Origin of the sequence: Sphingomonas alpina, from assembly GCF_014490665.1 — a bacterium.
In the GTDB taxonomy this organism is placed as follows: domain Bacteria; phylum Pseudomonadota; class Alphaproteobacteria; order Sphingomonadales; family Sphingomonadaceae; genus Sphingomonas; species Sphingomonas alpina.
The window spans coordinates 4,478,699-4,495,081 of record NZ_CP061038.1 but is presented as its reverse complement, the minus strand read 5'-3'; the positions used below and the strand labels follow the sequence as shown (position 1 = coordinate 4,495,081).

Annotated in this window: 18 protein-coding genes; 14 read left to right on the top strand and 4 right to left on the bottom strand. The window is 67.4% G+C overall.

From position 1 onward, the window contains the following. Nucleotides 1-4 precede the first annotated feature (4 nt). Together H3Z74_RS20945 and H3Z74_RS20940 are read left to right on the top strand one after the other, a co-directional pair. The gene (locus H3Z74_RS20945; RefSeq protein WP_187761441.1) at nt 5-187 is read left to right on the top strand and encodes a DUF1674 domain-containing protein; all 183 of its coding nucleotides are present in this window, start codon (nt 5-7) and stop codon (nt 185-187) included. A 41-nt stretch (nt 188-228) separates the two neighbouring features. Beyond that, nucleotides 229-2,097 (top strand): AsmA family protein, encoded by a 1,869-nt coding sequence (locus tag H3Z74_RS20940; RefSeq protein ID WP_229726715.1) that lies wholly within the window; start codon nt 229-231, stop codon nt 2,095-2,097. A gap of 299 nt (nt 2,098-2,396) precedes the next feature. Here the strand turns inward: H3Z74_RS20940 and H3Z74_RS20935 are convergent, their stop codons facing one another. The 3 genes from H3Z74_RS20935 to tsaD are packed head-to-tail and all read right to left on the bottom strand — an operon-like array spanning nt 2,397 to nt 4,938. Then, nucleotides 2,397-2,933: a DUF1697 domain-containing protein gene (locus tag H3Z74_RS20935; RefSeq protein ID WP_187761440.1), complete on the bottom strand. Its 537-nt coding sequence runs from the start codon at nt 2,931-2,933 to the stop codon at nt 2,397-2,399. Continuing rightward, nucleotides 2,933-3,907 carry an NAD(P)H-dependent glycerol-3-phosphate dehydrogenase gene (locus tag H3Z74_RS20930; RefSeq protein WP_187761439.1) on the bottom strand — a complete coding sequence of 325 codons (975 nt, stop codon included), beginning with the start codon at nt 3,905-3,907 and terminating at the stop codon, nt 2,933-2,935. The genes H3Z74_RS20935 and H3Z74_RS20930 overlap by 1 nt, the downstream gene beginning before the upstream one ends. Then, nucleotides 3,904-4,938, bottom strand: a complete 1,035-nt coding sequence (gene tsaD, locus H3Z74_RS20925) for a tRNA (adenosine(37)-N6)-threonylcarbamoyltransferase complex transferase subunit TsaD (protein ID WP_187761438.1) — start codon at nt 4,936-4,938, stop codon at nt 3,904-3,906. Before tsaD ends, H3Z74_RS20930 begins: the two co-directional genes overlap by 4 nt. A 38-nt stretch (nt 4,939-4,976) precedes the next feature. On the opposite strand from tsaD, the gene hemC reads away from it, so the two are divergent. The 5 genes from hemC to H3Z74_RS20900 all read left to right on the top strand — a co-directional run bounded on the left by hemC (nt 4,977) and on the right by H3Z74_RS20900 (nt 8,963). After that, entirely contained in the window at nt 4,977-5,909 is a 933-nt protein-coding gene (gene hemC / locus H3Z74_RS20920) for a hydroxymethylbilane synthase (RefSeq protein WP_187761437.1), read from the top strand. Further along, nucleotides 5,906-6,568, top strand: coding sequence for a uroporphyrinogen-III synthase (locus tag H3Z74_RS20915; RefSeq protein WP_187761436.1), 663 nt, complete (start codon nt 5,906-5,908; stop codon nt 6,566-6,568). The genes hemC and H3Z74_RS20915 overlap by 4 nt, the downstream gene beginning before the upstream one ends. A gap of 31 nt (nt 6,569-6,599) precedes the next feature. After that, nucleotides 6,600-7,502 (top strand): MICOS complex subunit MIC60, encoded by a 903-nt coding sequence (locus tag H3Z74_RS20910; RefSeq protein WP_187761435.1) that lies wholly within the window; start codon nt 6,600-6,602, stop codon nt 7,500-7,502. Between the two features lie 208 nt (nt 7,503-7,710). Then, nucleotides 7,711-8,361 carry a DUF4893 domain-containing protein gene (locus H3Z74_RS20905; RefSeq protein ID WP_187761434.1) on the top strand — a complete coding sequence of 217 codons (651 nt, stop codon included), beginning with the start codon at nt 7,711-7,713 and terminating at the stop codon, nt 8,359-8,361. Nucleotides 8,362-8,411: 50 nt separating this feature from the next. Further along, complete coding sequence (locus tag H3Z74_RS20900; RefSeq protein ID WP_187761433.1) at nt 8,412-8,963, top strand: hypothetical protein; 552 nt, start codon at nt 8,412-8,414, stop codon at nt 8,961-8,963. A 21-nt stretch (nt 8,964-8,984) separates the two neighbouring features. On the opposite strand, the gene H3Z74_RS20895 is transcribed toward H3Z74_RS20900, so the two are convergent. Continuing rightward, nucleotides 8,985-9,785 (bottom strand): DUF72 domain-containing protein, encoded by an 801-nt coding sequence (locus H3Z74_RS20895; RefSeq protein WP_187761432.1) that lies wholly within the window; start codon nt 9,783-9,785, stop codon nt 8,985-8,987. A gap of 121 nt (nt 9,786-9,906) precedes the next feature. Here H3Z74_RS20895 and H3Z74_RS20890 point away from each other — a divergent pair, with 121 nt between their 5' ends. The 7 genes from H3Z74_RS20890 (at nt 9,907) to H3Z74_RS20860 (ending at nt 16,312) form a co-directional block, all read left to right on the top strand. After that, nucleotides 9,907-10,656: an SDR family oxidoreductase gene (locus H3Z74_RS20890; RefSeq protein ID WP_187761431.1), complete on the top strand. Its 750-nt coding sequence runs from the start codon at nt 9,907-9,909 to the stop codon at nt 10,654-10,656. Nucleotides 10,657-10,752: 96 nt separating this feature from the next. Beyond that, a complete protein-coding gene (locus H3Z74_RS20885) occupies nt 10,753-11,331 on the top strand; it encodes a DUF4337 domain-containing protein (RefSeq protein ID WP_187761430.1) in 579 nt (192 codons plus the stop codon). A 159-nt stretch (nt 11,332-11,490) separates the two neighbouring features. Beyond that, nucleotides 11,491-12,783 carry a glycosyltransferase family 4 protein gene (locus H3Z74_RS20880; RefSeq protein ID WP_187761429.1) on the top strand — a complete coding sequence of 431 codons (1,293 nt, stop codon included), beginning with the start codon at nt 11,491-11,493 and terminating at the stop codon, nt 12,781-12,783. 191 nt (nt 12,784-12,974) lie between these two features. Next, complete coding sequence (locus H3Z74_RS20875; RefSeq protein WP_187761428.1) at nt 12,975-14,504, top strand: sensor histidine kinase; 1,530 nt, start codon at nt 12,975-12,977, stop codon at nt 14,502-14,504. After that, nucleotides 14,501-15,181, top strand: coding sequence for a response regulator (locus H3Z74_RS20870; protein WP_187761427.1), 681 nt, complete (start codon nt 14,501-14,503; stop codon nt 15,179-15,181). The genes H3Z74_RS20875 and H3Z74_RS20870 overlap by 4 nt, the downstream gene beginning before the upstream one ends. Nucleotides 15,182-15,200: 19 nt before the next feature. Next, on the top strand, nt 15,201-15,905 hold the full coding sequence (locus H3Z74_RS20865) for a pirin family protein (RefSeq protein ID WP_187761426.1): 705 nt from the start codon (nt 15,201-15,203) through the stop codon (nt 15,903-15,905). After that, on the top strand, nt 15,902-16,312 hold the full coding sequence (locus H3Z74_RS20860; RefSeq protein WP_187761425.1) for a hypothetical protein: 411 nt from the start codon (nt 15,902-15,904) through the stop codon (nt 16,310-16,312). The genes H3Z74_RS20865 and H3Z74_RS20860 overlap by 4 nt, the downstream gene beginning before the upstream one ends. The last annotated feature ends 71 nt before the right edge of the window (nt 16,313-16,383 follow it).

Sequence of the window (16,383 nt, the reverse complement as noted above, 5' to 3'; positions counted from 1 at the left end):
GCCCATGGCCCAACGGCCGCCACATGTGAAGCCACCCGCCTATCTGTCGAAGAATCCGCCAGTACCGGCACCCGATCCGAAGGAAAATGCGCAAAGCCGCGCGGATGATCCGCCGGCCGATCCTCTGGGCCTCAACCCGGTGCGCTATGGCGACTGGGAGTTGAAGGGCGTTGCGGTCGATTTCTGACCATAACGGAACGAAACGGCGCCTTTGCGCGTCACAAATAGGTGACTTTCAGGACATTGATCGCCGATCGCCGGCTTCACTGGACCGTCGCCGGCATCGTCGGGCTGATCCTGCTCGCAATGATCGGGCTTGCGGCCTTTCCCTGGGGCAGCCTGAAATCGACCGTCGAGAGCCGGATGACCAGGAGCTTTGGCCGGCCGGTGACGATCGGGCGGATCGACCGGCTCGACGGCTTCTCCCTCGCCCCGACGGTCGCGATCCGCGATGTGCGCATCCCGCAGGCCGACTGGGCCGGGTCCGGCGATCTGGCGACGATCAAGACCGCGACAGTGCGCTTTCCGGTCTTCCCGCTCCTTTTCGGCAAGTTCCGGCCCGAGACAATCGATGTGTCCGGCCTACGCCTCAATCTCGTGCGGGCGAAGGATGGGCGCGAGAATTGGCGCCAGCCGGGATCCGATGACACGGGCTTGCGCCTGACCGGGCTGCGCGTCGCCGACAGCATGGTCCGCTACCGCGACGCCAAGGTCGGGCGCAGCTTCACGATCAAGGTCACGGCGGACAGCACGAAGGGCATCGCGCTGTCCGGCAAAGGCGAAATTCTCGGCGCGCCGGTCACGCTCAGCGCCAAAGGGGCCGCGATCGAAAATGCGGGCGGGAACGCCGCCAGCCGGCCTTGGCCATTCGAAGCGACGATCGACGGGCCCCGGCTGGGCATGACGATCATCGGCAGAATGGATTCGCCGCTTGACGTCACTGCCATGACGATCGACCTGACCGCGCGCGCCGACGATCTGAAGATGATCGATGCGGTGATCGAGGCCGGACTGTTCGGCACGCAGGACGTACGATTGAAGGCGCATGCCCGGCATGACGGTCCGGACTGGACGATCACCAAACTGAGCGGCACGATCGGCCAGTCCGATATTGCCGGCGGCGTGACGGTGCGCAAGCGCGGCGGGCGCACATTGCTCGACGGTGACGTCAGTTCGAACCGATTCGACTTCGACGATTTCGCATCGGATGCCGGACTGGCCAAGGCTGCGGCGCTTGAGCGGGAGATCGGCCCGAGGCTGGTGCCCAATACGAGGATCAATATCGTCAAGATCGACGATACCGACGGCAGCATCCGTTTCAATGTACGGCAAGTGTTCGGTGGGAAACGGCCGTCGTCCGTGACGTCGCTGCGCGGCACGCTGAAGCTCGACCATCAACTGCTCGACATCGCGCCGCTGAGCATCGGCCTGAAACAGGGCGCGATCACCGGGTCGATGCGCGTCGACCAGCGCGGTGGCGTCAAGGTGCCACTGGTGACGATCGACCTGAAACTGACCGGCAGCAATGTCGATGCGCTGGCCGGCGGAGCCGGTGCGGTCGACGGGCGAGTCGATGCGCGCGCAAAGCTCTCCGGTCTTGGCAGCACGATCCGCGAGGCGGTCGGCAACGCCAATGGCAGTATCGGCCTGGTCGCGCGCGATGGCGGCCTGCCCGCCAGGGTCGCGGCGATGATCGGCTTCGACGCGTCGCGCGCGTTGACCACCGACAAGGACACGCGCGCCGGCTTGCGCTGCATCGTCCTGCGCCTCGCCATGCTGCGCGGTGCCGGGCGGGTCGATCCGCTCGTGCTCGACACCACGCTCAGCCAGTCGAACGGCCAGGGCAGCGTTACCTTCCCCACCGAAGCGCTGGCGATCACCCTGACGGGCGCACCCAAACAGAAAAGCGTGCTGCGCCTGCCCGGATCGGTGATCATCGCCGGCACGATCCGCGAGCCTGACGTCACGATCCCGCCCAAGGTGAAGTCGGTCGGCAATGTGCTGAAGGCGATCGGGCGCTCGATTGCCGGCACCCAGGGACCCAAGGCGACCGACGCCGATTGCGGTGCCTTGTCGGCGCGTGCGCTGGGCGGTTGAAGGGCCTCACCGCTGTTATCGGCGAAATAAAAAAAGCCACCCCTGTTAAGTTGGATTTTTCAACCGAAATATCCACCACTTTTCAGTGGCTTGCGTGGCCTTACCGCTGTTATCGGGAACAGCGGTGGAACTGCGGAATAACAGGGGTCGATTTTACCGGAACAGGGGTGAGAATTGCCCCGATACCGCGCGACCATGAGAAAGAGCGGGGAGAAAGAGCCGGGAGCAACAACCAGAAACTGACGTCACATCCGACCCTCACCCTGCCCGATCCGCCGGCAGCAGTGAATCGGCGTCTGCTATGGCTCAAGCAGCGTGGCGAACTTGGTCACCGTGTTCCAGTTACGCGCGGTCGCGACCTTGGGGAATTTCGCCTTGCTCATGCCCTGGAGCAGTTTCGAGTCGCGCATCTGCTGCTTGCCGAGAAAGTCGGTATAGAGTTCGCGCCCAACCGCATGGAGCCGTTCGGGGCCGTCATGGACCTCGGCAAGCCGGGCGATCCGGTCGGACGGAAAGGGATCGCGATGAAAGGTGACCAGCACATGGCTGGGATGGTCGAGCGCGGCGTCCGCAAAGGGATTGGCGGCAATGACCGCGCGAATCTCGGCCAGGTCGCGCACCATGACGTCAGTTTTCAGGCCATGCCGCTCCAGCGCCGCCTCAAGCAGCGCCTCGATCTCGGGCCCGGACTGCTTCGCGTCGAAGATGACATTGCCCGAGGCGAGCAGCGTCTCGACCCGTACAAAGCCCAGTCCCTCCGCGATCGCCTTGAGATCGGTCATCAGCAGCGTGCGGCCGCCGAGATTGACCCCGCGCAGCAACGCCGCCCGGCGCATCAGGCTTCGCGCGTCAATGGCCGGGCGAGCAGCGCCCCGACCACCTCGCGGACATCGGCGCCCGCAAGCAAGGCACAGACCGCATCGACCACCGGCATCGCCACGCCGACTGCGCTGGCCGCCTGACACAGCACCGGTGCGGTGAACGCGCCCTCCGCCACGGTACGGCGATCGGCGAGCATCTCGCTCGCGCTGCGCCCCTGCCCCAGCCCGACGCCAAGCGAGAAATTGCGCGAGCTGGTCGAGGAGCAGGTCAGCACCAGGTCGCCGAGCCCGGACAGGCCGGCCAAGGTCTCGGCGCGCGCACCGCGCGCCAGACCGAAGCGGGTCATTTCGGCAAAACCGCGCGCGATCAGTGCGGCACGGGCATTCTGACCGAGCCCCGCGCCCTCGACCACGCCGCAGGCGATGGCGAGGACATTCTTGACCGCGCCGCCAATCTCCGCGCCGATGACGTCATTCGAGGCGTAAGTGCGGAACGCCGGCCCGGCGAGCCGTTCGGCCAGCGCCGTACCCAGCGCATCGTCCTCGCAGGCGAGCGTCACCGCAGTCGGCTGGCCGGCGGCGACCTCATGCGCGAAGGTCGGCCCGGACAGCACCGCGATCGGCGCCTGGGGATGGACCTGACCGGCGACCTGCCCGACCAGCAATTGCGTGCCGGCCTCGATCCCCTTGGCGCACAGCACCAGCGGCGTCGCCCCGCTGTCGATCTCGCCCAGCACAGAGCGGACATGCTGCGCCGGCGCGACCACCAGCAGCGCGTCGCAGCCCGAGAGGTCGCCAAGCACCCCGGTCGCGCGGATCGTGTCCGGCAGGGTCACGCCGGACAGGAACACCGAATTCTCGCGTCGCGTGTTGATCGACGTCACGACGTCAGCCTCGCGCGCCCAGAGCAGGACAGGCTCACCACCGCGCGCGGCAACCTGCGCCAGCGCAGTGCCCCAGGCGCCGCCGCCGATCACGCCAATCTTCATGCCTTCACCCCCGCGCCACGCACTGCCTCCGCATCCGGGTCGAGCGGCCAGCGTGGCCGTGCGGCGATATCGAGCGGATCGGTGAACCCGGCGGCAAAACGTTCCGCACCGGCCCAGGCGATCATCGCGGCATTATCGGTGCACAACCAAAGCGGCGGCGCCACGAAGCGCAGACCGTTGGCGGTCGCCAAGCCCTCAAGCGCCAAGCGCACCGCCTGATTGGCCGCGACGCCACCCGCGACGACCAGCGCCGTGGCACCCTGCGCCCGGTCGAGCGCCCGAATGGTGCGATCGAGCAGGCAATCGACCACTGCGGCCTGGAACGAGGCGGCGATATCCTCCGCGCGCCAGGTTCCGGCATCGCGCGCGCGCGACACTGCGCTCTTCAGCCCGGCAAAGGAGAAATGCGGCTCGGCCGAGCCCTTTAGCGGTCGCGGCAGCGGTACGGCGTTGGGGTTGCCCGCCAACGCCGCGCGCTCGACCGCCGGGCCGCCGGGAAAGCCGAGGCCAAGCAGTTTGGCGGTCTTGTCGAACGCCTCGCCCGCCGCATCGTCGATCGTGGTGGCAAGCCGGCGATAGGCGCCGACACCCTCGACCAGCAGCAGCTGGCAATGCCCGCCCGAGACGAGCAGCAGCAAATAGGGAAAATCGAGGTCGGGATCGGTCAGCCGCGGGCTGAGCGCATGCCCCTCGAGATGATTGACCGCGACCAGCGGCTTGCCGGCGGCATGGGCCAGCGCCTTGCCGGTCACCAGGCCAACCATGACGCCACCGATCAGCCCCGGCCCGGCGGTCGCGGCAATGGCATCGACCTCGGCCAGGGAGACGCCGGCATCGCCGAGCGCGCCCTCGATCAGCGGCATCAGCGCCTCGACATGCGCGCGCGCAGCGATTTCCGGCACGACGCCGCCATAGGGACGATGCGCCGCTTCCTGCCCGGCGAGGCGATGCGCGAGAATGCGCCGATCGCTCGTCACGAGCGCGGCGGCGGTTTCGTCACAACTGGATTCAAGGCCGAGGATCAGCGCCACGGCTTTCCTCTAACCCCATCGGTCGCTAGCACAACCCCATGCCCTCTCCTTCCCGCACTCCGTTATTCCGTCTCGGCACCCGTGGGTCGCCGCTTGCTTTGACCCAGGCGCGCATGGTGCGCGATGCGCTGTGCGCCGCGCATGGCTGGCAGGCCGATGATGTCGAGATCGTCACCGTGATCACCACCGGCGACCGGGTGCAGGACCGCGCACTGGCCGAGATCGGCGGCAAGGCGCTGTGGACCAAGGAGCTCGACCGCGCGCTGCTCGCCGGTGAAATCGACGGAGCGGTCCATTCGATGAAGGATGTCGAGACGATTCGCCCCGATACGCTGGCGATCGTCGCGATGCTGCCGCGCGCCGATGTGCGCGACCGGCTCATCGGTGCGGCAAGCCTTGCCGATATCCCGCATGGCGGCACCATCGGCACCAGTTCGCCGCGGCGCAGCGCGCAGATCCTGCGTGTGCGCCCGGATGTGAAGACCGTGCTGTTCCGCGGCAATGTCGATACGCGCCTGGCCAAGCTGGCGGCGGGCGATGTCGATGCGACTTTGCTCGCCGCCGCCGGGCTCGACCGGCTGGGGCGCGACGATATCGGCTCTGCGATCCCGACTGACGTCATGTTGCCAGCCCCGGCGCAGGGCGCGGTCGGGATCGAGACCCGCGCCGGCGACACCCGCGCGATCGAGCGGATCGGCGCGATCGACCATGAGGAGACGCATTGCTGCGTGCTGGTCGAACGCGCACTGCTCGCCGCACTGCATGCCGATTGCCATTCGCCGGTCGCGGCGCTCGCGCAGATCGCGGGCGACCAGGTGACATTGCGCGCCGAGCTCCTGTCCGAAGACGGCAGCGAGCATGTGACGGGCGAAGCGAGCGGGCCGGTCGCCGATACCGCGCTGGCCGAGCGGCTCGCGCGCGACCTGCTCGACCGGGCGCCGGCGGCGGTACGGGCGCTGTTCGCGGCATGACCCGCCCGGTGGCGGTGCTGCGGCCCGAACCGGGCAATGCGGCCACCGCCGCGCGCGCCGAGGCGCTGGGACTGCGGGTCCTTCGTTTGCCGCTGTTCGTGGTGACGCCAGTCGCCTGGGCAGTGCCCGATGCGTCGGCTTATGACGCCCTGATCCTGACCAGCGCCAATGCATTGCGGCATGGAGGGGCGGGACTGGCCGCCCTGCGCGCGCTTCCGGTGTTCGCGGTGGGCGAACGCACGGCCGAGTCGGCGCGGGACGCCGGGTTTGACGTCATGACGACCGGGACCGCCGATCTGGCGGCGCTGCTGACCCTGGCCGAGGCGCAAGGCGTCGCAAACGCGCTGCACCTGGGCGGCCGGGACCGTGTCGCAGTGCAGAGCCCGGCGATCCGCAGCACGATCGCCATCTATGCAAGCGATGCCGTGGCGATCGCGCCCGACACTTTGAGGCTGATCGACGGATCGGTCGCGCTGCTCCATTCCGCGCGCGCCGCCCGCCGGCTGGCGGCATTGGCCGGCAACCGGATGAGCATCCGCATCGCAGCGCTGAGCGAGGCCGTCAACGAGGCTGCGGGCCCGGGCTGGGCCGGACACGCCGTCGCCGCCAGGCCCGATGACGACGCTTTGCTCGCCACCGCCCGGATGCTCGCCGATTGACCGGGAGAGCCCGCGCAGGGATAAGGCGGACATGACCGACATGCCGATCAATCCCATTGCCCCGGCACCCGTGACGGCCGCCGCCGGGTTCTCGCCCCGATCCTCACGGCGCAGTCTTGCGATCATCGCCGTGCTGGCGTTCCTCGGCGGGCTGACCGTGACGGCCGCGGTGCTGCATTATCAAAGCCGCTGGTTTCCCGCGCAGAACGTCGCTGCGGTACCCAAGGGGCAATTGCCCGTGGTCGTGGTCCCGGCGGCCGGCGCACCGATCGCGACCGCGCCGGTGATCGACCTTAACGCGCTGTCGTCGCGCGAAACCGACCTTGCCGCCCGGCTCACCGATCTGGAGGCGCGGACGGCACGGGTCAGCAGCGACGCGCAGGCGGCATCGGGCTATGCGACCCGCGCGGAAGGCATGATGATCGCCTTCGCCGCGCGCCGCGCGCTCGATCGCGGCCTGTCGCTCGGCTATGTCGAACAACATCTGCGCGCGCGTTTCGGTACCACCCAGCCGCGCGCGGTGGCGGCGATCCTGCAGGCCGCGCGCGAGCCGGTGACGATCGCCGAACTGCGCGCCGGGCTCGACGGCATCACGCCCGAACTGGTGACCGGCGCGCGAAGCACCGGATGGTGGACCAGTTTCCGCCGCGAACTCGGCAATCTGGTGGTGTTGCACCGCGCGACCACGCCTTCGCCGCTGCCGGTCGACCGGCTCGCCCGCGCCAAGCAGATGCTTGAACAGAATAAGGTCGAGGCGGCGCTGGCCGAAGTGGCGCGGATGCCGGGCGCGGCCCAGGCGACGCGCTGGACCGCCGCCGCGCGGCGCTATATCGGCGCGCGCCGCGCGCTCGACACGATCGAGGCTGCCGCGATCCTCGGCCAGTCGGGCGCCGCCGACCTGCCGGACAATGATCCGGCCGCCCCGGCAGGCTGACGCCACCGCCCCCATTTCGGGCCGACCGGCTCATTACCCGATCCACATCCTTCGGCTCGTCGCTCGGCGAGCCGTTTTCGCATCGGCTGGTCGCGCGCGACTAACATCGTTTACCTTTTGTTAACCATCTCGGCATACCGGTTGTTAACCCGCTGGCACCCCTTCGCTGTGGCGGAGTTTGTACTTTACCGCTGAAGGACCAGCCGACATGAATCGTGCTCTGTTGACGCTTGCCCTTTTCGGATCGCTGACCGCCGGTTGCGCGACGACGCGGGGGCATACGAGCGTCGTCGTCGATGCATCGGCCCAGACTTCAGGTTGGGAATCGGTCGCCACCGCGGCGGATCTGGAGCGGATCAACGCGCTGCCGGAACGTTGGGCCAAGGCCCGCGCCGCCGTGCCGAAACGTCTGGCCGGCAAGCTGGCGGCCGAGGGGCCGCTGGTTCAGCCCGACGCGGCGCTCGACCTGCCCGCGCTGCCACCGGGGCCGTATCGCTGCCGCCTGATCCGGTTCGGCGGACGCGCCGCCTTCACAAGCTTCGCCCCCGATATCTGCTATGTGGAGGGGGACACCAAGAGCCTGTCCTTCACCAAGCAGACGGGCACCATCCTGCCCGGCGGCTGGCTCTATGCCGACACCAGCAAGCGCCAGGTCTTTCTCGGCACGTTCCGCAACGGCAGCGAAAAGATCGCCCCGTCCTATGGCCATGATCCGGCGCGCGACGTCGCCGGCGTGATCGAAAGGGTTGCGCCGTTCCGCTGGCGGCTGGCTCTGACTCAGGCCGGCAAGGGCGCATTGCTCGACGTCTATGAACTCGTGCCGGTGCCGCCGACCGTACCGGGCAGCTCGGCGCGGTAATCCCTGCCCGGACTTTGCGAAGGGGCGCCCGGCCCGTTAGGCTGGTGTGAATGTGCCACTATGTCACCCTGGTTGTCCCCACACAGGATCGCGATGCAGTCGATGCCGTGATGCGCAATCATAACCGCGTCGCGACGCCGATCGACAATCCATCGATCGCCAGACTGCTGGAGGAGGGCGAGTATCAGTTCCTGACCGCGAACGGCACGTGCGATTGCGGCACGGTACTCGCGCGGGTGCCCAGGACGGCGGAAGAGCGGGAAGCGGCACTGCGGAGAGAAGCGGCACTGCGGAGAGAAGCGGCACGGCTGCGGCGCAAGAAATGGTCGGAAACCAAGATCGCGCGAGTGATCGAGGAGCGCCGCAAGGCAACCGAACGGCCGGCGAAACGCGGTCCGGACAGCCTCGATCAATGGGCGGCGATCGTCACCGATCTGAAGGCGCAGCTCGCGCTCCGGCATGTCGGCCTGTTCGTGCGGAGCTATTCGGAGAGACTGGAAAGCGAACGGTTCGTCGCGACCCGGCGCGACGTGCACGGCACTGCACCGATGGTCGAGAAGCTGGCCTCGATCCGACCCGACGAAGTGACGATCTTCGAATAGGGTTGTGCCGGCGGCCGGCCGCTACTCCCTGATCCGATCGATCAGCGCCATCGCGCCGGCCGGGGCGCGGACCTTGGCGCCGTTGATGAAGAAGATGAAGCTGTCGCGCGGCATCGCTTTTGGCGGTGCCGATCCGGTATAGGGCAGGCCATCGGGTTGGCCGCCCGCCGCCCAGGTCCGCGCGGCATCGGCCCAGCGGTCGAGCTCCGCATCGGTATAGCCGGTCGCGACCTCTTCCTGCGCATTTTCGAGCCGGGCATAGACGAAATCCCCGCTGACATCGGCGATCGCCGGATAGTCGGCGGAATCGGCATAGACGATCGCCACCCCGGCGGCGCGGCACAGCTCGATGAATTCGGGCACCGCGAAGCTTTCGTGCCGCACCTGCACCGCATGGCGCAGCGTCACCCCATCCTGGCTGGCCGGCAGCAATTTCAGGAACGCGCCGAAATCGTCGGCGTCGAATTTCTTGGTCGCCATGAACTGCCACAGGATCGGGCCGAGCTTGTCGCCAAGCTCGACAATGCCCTGGCCGGTGAAGCGCGCGATCGACTCGCCCGCCTCGGCCAGGATCTTGCGGTTGGTGCAGAAACGCGACGCCTTCAGCGTGAAGACGAAACCGTCGGGCGCGGCCTTGGCCCAGCCCTCGAACGTCGCCGGCTTGAACCCGCTATAATAAGTGCCGTTGACCTCGATCGCGGTCATCTTGCTCGCGGCATATTCCAGCTCGCGCTTCTGCGGCCACTTGTCGGGAAAGAATGTGCCGCGCCATGGCTCATAGGTCCAGCCGCCGATGCCGGCGCGAATAGATGCTTTGGTCATGGTCCCAGATTAGCGCGAAACCCCGCCGGGTAAACGCCCGACTTGGGCCGTTTACAGGCTCGATCGATTTGGACATCGTCGGCCGGGTTCCCTAGCCGTCATGCCCAGGAAGATCCGAACCATGCGTTATCGAACCGCGATCGTCACCGGTGCAGCTCATGGCATCGGGCTCGGGGTCGCACGACGCCTGAGCGCGGACGGATATGCGGTCGGGCTGATCGACATCGATCCAGAAGGATGCCGGGCAGCGGCGGCGGGGCTGGGCCCGGACGCCAGGGCAGCTGCCGTCGCCGCGGATGTCGCGAATCCCGATGCCGTGGCGGATGCCGTCACTCGCATCACGTCGGAGCTGGGTGCGCCGACCATACTGGTCAACAATGCGGGGTTCGCACGCGACGTGCCGTTCGCCGATATGTCGATCGACGATTGGGACGCCATGCAGAACGTCCATTTGCGCGGCTCCTTCCTGATGACCAAAGCGATGCTGCCGCACATGATCGCTGCCGGATGGGGCCGGGTGGTCAACATCTCGAGCATTTCCGCGCAGGGCCATGCGGGTCGCGCCAATTATTGCGCGGCCAAGGCGGGCACGCACGGCTTCATCAAATCGCTCGCGGTCGAACTGGGGCCATTCGGCATCACCGCCAACGTCGTCGCACCGGGGCTGATCGTGACGGCAATGACCGACGCCACCGCCGCGCGGCGCGGCCTGACGCTGGAGGATCACCTGACCGACGCGGTCTCACGGATCCCGGTGCGCCGGGCCGGAAGCCCCGCCGATATCGCGCATGCCGTATCCTATTTCGTCAGCGAGGCGGCCGGGTTCGTGTCCGGCCAGGTGCTGACCGTGTCGGGCGGCGTCACCGTTTGATGCGGGATGGATGTCGCCGCACGCTTTCATGACGAAAAATTCATTGGCGAATGGCGCTCAGCGGACCGACATCCGGCGCGAGGATGGAGAAATCCCATGGAAGTCGAAGTCACCGCCGAAGCCAAGGACAAGCGCCTGAACCGCTGGGTCGCGATCACCGTCGTGATCCTGTCGGTGTTCATGGGACTGGGCAACATCAAGGATGGCAACATCGTGCAGGCGATGCAGCAGGCCAAGGCGGATTCGGTCGATCGCTGGGGCGAATATCAGGCGACCAAGACCAAGACGCATATCGCCGAGACCGCGCGCAGCGAGATCGCGATCCTGGCCGCCACATTTTCGCCCGCTCTTCCCTCGGCGAAAGTTGCGGCCGCCACGCTTGCCGAGACCGATGCGAAGATCGCCAAATATCACGCCGAGGCGCCGAAGCTCGCGCGGGAGGCACAGGGGTTCGCCGATCAATATGACGCGCTCAACGTCCATGACGATCAATTCGACGCGAGCGAAGCGCTGATCTCGACCGCGATCTCGCTCGCCGCGGTCGCCGCGCTGACCGAGAGTTTCGGCCTGGTCGCCGCGTCATGGGCGTTCGGCGCGTTCGGCATCTTCATGGGCGTGTGCGGTTTTGCCGGATGGGCGTTCCATCCCGACATATTGAGCAATTTCCTCGGCTGATCCGCGTCGGCAGCGGCATAAAAATTCCATAATAACGCCGCGTCCACGCCCGGGTTTAGGTCCACTCGCCAGTTTCAAGGCGAGTAAAGCGTATGATCGACCCTGTTGGACGCCACCGGCGCAACCTGTCCGCAATGTTCCCGGCAAAGAGAGGCTGACATGCGAGCCTCCGCAACCGCCAGGGGTGGAATCGACCTCAGCGCCTATGCCAGGCACCGGCCGGCCAGTTCGAAACTGTTCGATCACGGCGCGGCCTTACCGCGCGGCGCGGAGATCGCCGGGCCAGGTCCCGGCGTGCGCGCGGATGGCTTGCGCGTCGCCTTGTTCTCCGGAAACTATAACTGCGTCCGCGACGGCGCCAACAAGGCGCTCAACCGACTCGTGGCGCACCTGCTCGACCGCGGCGCGGCTGTCCGAATCTATTCGCCGGCGGCGCCGGTACCGGCATTCGCCCCGGCCGGCGACCTTGTCCCGGTCCCGTCGATCGCGATCCCGGGGCGTCCCGAGTATCGGCTGGCGACGGGCCTGCCGGCACGCATCCGCGACGATATCCGGCGCTTCGCCCCCAATATCGTGCATCTCTCGGCGCCGGACCTGCTCAACATGAAGGCGCGCCGATTCGCCCGGTCGATGGGCGTTCCGGTGGTGGCGAGCCTGCATACCCGCTTCGACACCTATTTCGCCTATTATGGCCTGGGGCTGCTGCGCCGCCCGGCGACGGCGTTGCTGTCGCATTTCTATCGCGGCTGCGACATGGTGCTGGCTCCGAACCGGTTCGAAGCCGCCGGCCTTGAAGAGATGGGGGTCGAGCCCGGCGCGATCCGGCTATGGGGGCGCGGCGTCGACACCGAGACATTCACGCCCGCCCTGCGCGATCCGGCTTGGCGCCGGGCGCAGGGTTTCGCCGACGAGGATATGGTCCTGCTCTTCTTCGGCCGGCTGGTCCTGGAAAAGGGTCTGGACGTCTTCGCCGATACGGTCGGCGAGCTGCGCCGGCGCGGACACCGGGCACGCGCGCTGGTGGTCGGGATGGGCCCGGCGGAGCAGCATTTCCGCGACCGGCTCGGCGATGCCGTCTTTGCCGGCCACCTCGAGGGACAGCAGCTCGGCCGCGCGGTCGCCAGTGCCGATATCCTGATCAACCCCAGCGTCACCGAGGCGTTCGGCAACGTCAATCTCGAGGCGATGGCCGCGGGCCTCGCCATTGTCAGCGCCAATGTCGGCAGTGCGCGCGCGCTGATCGACGACCGCATGACCGGCCGGCTCGTCGCCCCGAATCCAGCCGACCTGGCCGATGCGGCGATGGAGCTGATGCTCCGCCGCGGCGAGCGCGCCGCGCTGGGTCGGGCGGCACACCGCGCTGCCTGCGGCTATCGCTGGTCCGACATATTGGACGGCGCGATCGCCTCCTATCATGTCGCCAGCCTGCCGGCCGGTCCGGCGCCAGGGTAGGTCGCGAACCAGACGGTGCGTTACTATAATATTTTTATGCATGGACCCCGCCGCCCGGCGACGACAATCATCACCACGGCCCATCGGGCCGGCCGGGCGCCCCCTCAGGCTCGGGCCGGTTCCGATGGCACCTCACCACGGCGGTGGGTCTATACAGCCCCGACCCGCCGCCGTGGACCAGAGAGTGAATGATGAGAACCGCGACCCCTGCGCGACGCGCGCCCTATCCCAATCTGATCGGCACGATCTCCGCGCTGCCCGATCGCCGCGAATTTCTCTCGACCGTGGCAATCATCGCGGTCACCGCCGCGGGCGCTGCGCTGGTCGGCCATTATTATGGCGAGGTCGCCGCCGCGCTGATCTTCGTGCTCGGCATCACCATTGCCGGGGCCTTTGGCGGCCTGATCTGCGCGCTCGCCGCCGCGGTCGTCGCCTTCCTGACCTATAATTTCTACCTGACCGAACCCGAACTGACCTTTCGTCTCGCCACCGGCCGCGACGTCGCCCCGCTGGTGATCTTCAACCTGTGCGCCGTGGTCACCGGCATCCTGGCGGGGCGGCTGCGCGACCATGCCGAGGCGGCACGCGACAGCAATGAGCGGTTGCGCAGCCTGCTCGACCTGAGCCGCAGCCTGCAGTCCGCACTGCGCCAGCAGGACATCGCCGCGACCCTGTCCGGCTTCGCCGCCCGGACGATGGGCGGCAATGCCGTGCTGCTGCGCCGCGACCAGGGCCAGCTGGCGCCAGTCGGCAGCGACGGCCTGGCCGCCGCGACGCTCGTTACCGCTGAAGCAGCGATCGCCGATGGGGAAACCGTTGAAACGGAAAACGGTCTGATCCATCCGCTGCGGAACGGGGACGACATATTCGGCGCGATCGTGCTGGAACAGGCCCCGGCGCAAAAGGCGCGCCGCAAGGTCGATGACGCGCTGCTCGACGCCAGCGGCAATATCGTCGCGCTCGCCGCCGAGCGCGCCCTGCTGTCCGAACAGATGACCGAACGCCATGCAGCACTGCGCGCAGAGGAACTGAAATCCGCCCTGCTGTCGTCCGTCAGCCATGATTTTCGCACCCCGCTGACCGCGATCAGCGCGTCCGCCTCGAGCCTGATCGAGTATCGCGACAAGCTTGATGCCGAAACGTCGAAGCGGCTGCTCGCCGGCATCGTCGAGGATTGCGAACGGCTCAACCGCTACACTGCGAACCTGCTCGAGATGAGCCGGCTCGAAGCGGGCGGTGTCGCCGCCACATTGCAAGTGCTGAGCGTGGCGGAGATGATCGGCGCGGCGCTGCAGCGCGTCCGCGCGCGCACGCCGGGGCGGCTGATCCTGCGCACCGACTGTTCCGAAGACCTGCTCGTCGCGGCCAATCCCGCCTTGTTCGAACTGGTGCTGATCAACGTCATCGACAATGCCATCCTGTACAGCCCGACCGAGGGGCGGATCGCGATCCGGACCGAGAAGGTCGGTGGCCGCTGCCGTGTCGAGATCGCCGATGAGGGCGAGGGCATTCCGACGACTGAGCTGGAGCGCGTGTTCGAGCGGTTCTACCGCGTCCCGCGTTCGGAAGTGGCGCCGCGCGGCAGCGGCCTTGGCCTCGCCATCGCGCGCGGCTTCGTCGAAGCGCTTGACGGCACGATCGAAGCACTGCGGCCCGGCATCGGCGACAAGGGCAGCTGCATCGTCATCCAGCTACCGCTGTGCAAGGCGACCGGGCCATGAGCCATATCCTGCTGATCGACGATGAACCCTCGCTGGTCGCGGTGCTCCGGCCCGTGCTGGGCGCGGCCGGCTATACCGTCACCATCGCGATGGATGCGCGGTCGGGCATTGCCGCCATGGCCGCGCAGCAGCCCGATATCGTCATCCTCGATCTCGGTCTTCCCGACATGGACGGCCAGCAGGTCATCACCACCATGCGCGCGACCAGCGATGTGCCGATCATCGTCATTTCCGCGCGGCACCAGGAGGGCGAGAAGATCGCAGCACTGGATGGCGGTGCCGACGATTATGTGAACAAGCCGTTCGAGATTGGCGAGCTGATGGCCCGCATCCGTGCCGCACTGCGGCGGCATGGTGCAGGCGGCGAAGCACGCAGCGCCTATCGCCATGGCGAGCTCACGGTCGATCTCGCCACCCGCCATGTCGCGCTGGCCGGCGATCCGGTGCGATTGTCGCCCAAGGAATTCGCGCTGCTCGAGACATTGGTCGGCAGCGCCGGCCAGGTCGTCACCCACAAAAGGCTGCTGATCGCCGGCTGGGGATCGGAGGCGGCGGACAGCCAGTATCTGCGCGTCTATGTCGGCCTGCTGCGTCAGAAGATCGAGGAGGATCCCGGCGCGCCGCGCCTGATCCTGACCGAACCCGGTGTCGGGTACCGGCTGGTCGCGCCGCAATGACGGACCCGAGCCACCGATCATGATTGAACTGCGCCCGCTCGACTCACATGGCCGCACCCGCAACGAGCGGATCGATGCGGTGCATCATCTCGCCTTCAGCGCTTTCCAGGATCTGCGCCGGATCGACTGGGGCGACCTGGTGACGCTCAATCACAATCTGCTGCCGCCGCGCGGCGAGATCCGCGCTCAGCCGATCGACGGGGTCGACAGTCTTGCCATCGTGCGCAACGGGGTGATCGCGCATAGTGGCATTTTCGGACCGAAATGCCGTGCGGTGACCGGCGAGGTGATGCTCGTTTCGCCGGGGCGCGGCATGGAACATGGCTATTTCAATCCCGGAATCCGGGCGGCCGATTATTTCGAACTGCGCATTCGCGCCGATGCGCTGCCGGACCGACCGATGCATCGGACTGCCCTGTTCCCGACACGGTCGCAGGTCGACGAGGCGGTGGTCATCGCCAGCCCCTGGCCGGAAGACCGCGGCGCGCTGCGACTCCACGGCTCCACCCGCGTCCATGCGGCGCGGATCCGGCGACGGTCGGAGGTGTCGTTCCGGTTCGACCCGGGCGCGATGGCCTATGCCGTGGTGCTCGCCGGCCGGTTGCGCGTCGGCGACCTCACGCTTGGGCCCGGCGATGGCTGCGCCATGCGCCATGAGCGGGCGCTGACTCTGCGCGCGCTCGATGCGGCGCATATCCTGGTGGTCGAGACGGTATCGCTATGAAAATCGATTGCTGCGCCGCCACGCTGCTTCTCATGCTGACCGCCGCGTGCGACCGCGCCCCTCAATCCGCCGATCAAGCCGAGGAAGCGCGTCACAAGCTTGGACTCGAGCGAATCGATCGCGCAGCGCATTGCGCGGCCGTGACAAAAGCCGTTTCCAGCCTGGGCACGCCCACACTGCGACGTCAGGCGGAAGCACTCGGCCTGGATGACGTCACCGCTCAATTCGCCACCCGCTGGAAAACGGTGCTGAAGCAGCAGGCCCGGTTTGCCCGGGCCGATGCCGATGAGATCTCGGCGGCGATCGATCGTAATCAGGTGGTCATTCGCACCGCGGCCGATTTGAAGGCAGTCGCCGACGATGCCTTTACCTGTGCCGGCGAAATCGAGCGATCCGGCAACGATTGACCGGGCGCTGACTCCCGGCATCGATTCAGAACCACGCCCGATCCGGGCAATAAGGCGCGATGCGGGGCCAG

What these genes read in the sequence shown, in the direction of transcription:
- hemC (WP_187761437.1), top strand. Translation starts at nt 4,977, where the DNA reads ATGCCCTCTCCTTCCCGCACTCCGTTATTCCGTCTCGGCACCCGTGGG.
- H3Z74_RS20930 (WP_187761439.1), bottom strand. Translation starts at nt 3,907, where the DNA reads ATGAAGATTGGCGTGATCGGCGGCGGCGCCTGGGGCACTGCGCTGGCG.
- H3Z74_RS20875 (WP_187761428.1), top strand. Translation starts at nt 12,975, where the DNA reads ATGAGAACCGCGACCCCTGCGCGACGCGCGCCCTATCCCAATCTGATC.
- H3Z74_RS20935 (WP_187761440.1), bottom strand. Translation starts at nt 2,933, where the DNA reads ATGCGCCGGGCGGCGTTGCTGCGCGGGGTCAATCTCGGCGGCCGCACG.
- H3Z74_RS20900 (WP_187761433.1), top strand. Translation starts at nt 8,412, where the DNA reads ATGTGCCACTATGTCACCCTGGTTGTCCCCACACAGGATCGCGATGCA.
- H3Z74_RS20885 (WP_187761430.1), top strand. Translation starts at nt 10,753, where the DNA reads ATGGAAGTCGAAGTCACCGCCGAAGCCAAGGACAAGCGCCTGAACCGC.
- H3Z74_RS20865 (WP_187761426.1), top strand. Translation starts at nt 15,201, where the DNA reads ATGATTGAACTGCGCCCGCTCGACTCACATGGCCGCACCCGCAACGAG.
- H3Z74_RS20870 (WP_187761427.1), top strand. Translation starts at nt 14,501, where the DNA reads ATGAGCCATATCCTGCTGATCGACGATGAACCCTCGCTGGTCGCGGTG.
- H3Z74_RS20910 (WP_187761435.1), top strand. Translation starts at nt 6,600, where the DNA reads ATGACCGACATGCCGATCAATCCCATTGCCCCGGCACCCGTGACGGCC.
- H3Z74_RS20895 (WP_187761432.1), bottom strand. Translation starts at nt 9,785, where the DNA reads ATGACCAAAGCATCTATTCGCGCCGGCATCGGCGGCTGGACCTATGAG.
- H3Z74_RS20890 (WP_187761431.1), top strand. Translation starts at nt 9,907, where the DNA reads ATGCGTTATCGAACCGCGATCGTCACCGGTGCAGCTCATGGCATCGGG.
- H3Z74_RS20905 (WP_187761434.1), top strand. Translation starts at nt 7,711, where the DNA reads ATGAATCGTGCTCTGTTGACGCTTGCCCTTTTCGGATCGCTGACCGCC.
- H3Z74_RS20945 (WP_187761441.1), top strand. Translation starts at nt 5, where the DNA reads ATGGCCCAACGGCCGCCACATGTGAAGCCACCCGCCTATCTGTCGAAG.
- H3Z74_RS20915 (WP_187761436.1), top strand. Translation starts at nt 5,906, where the DNA reads ATGACCCGCCCGGTGGCGGTGCTGCGGCCCGAACCGGGCAATGCGGCC.
- H3Z74_RS20860 (WP_187761425.1), top strand. Translation starts at nt 15,902, where the DNA reads ATGAAAATCGATTGCTGCGCCGCCACGCTGCTTCTCATGCTGACCGCC.
- H3Z74_RS20880 (WP_187761429.1), top strand. Translation starts at nt 11,491, where the DNA reads ATGCGAGCCTCCGCAACCGCCAGGGGTGGAATCGACCTCAGCGCCTAT.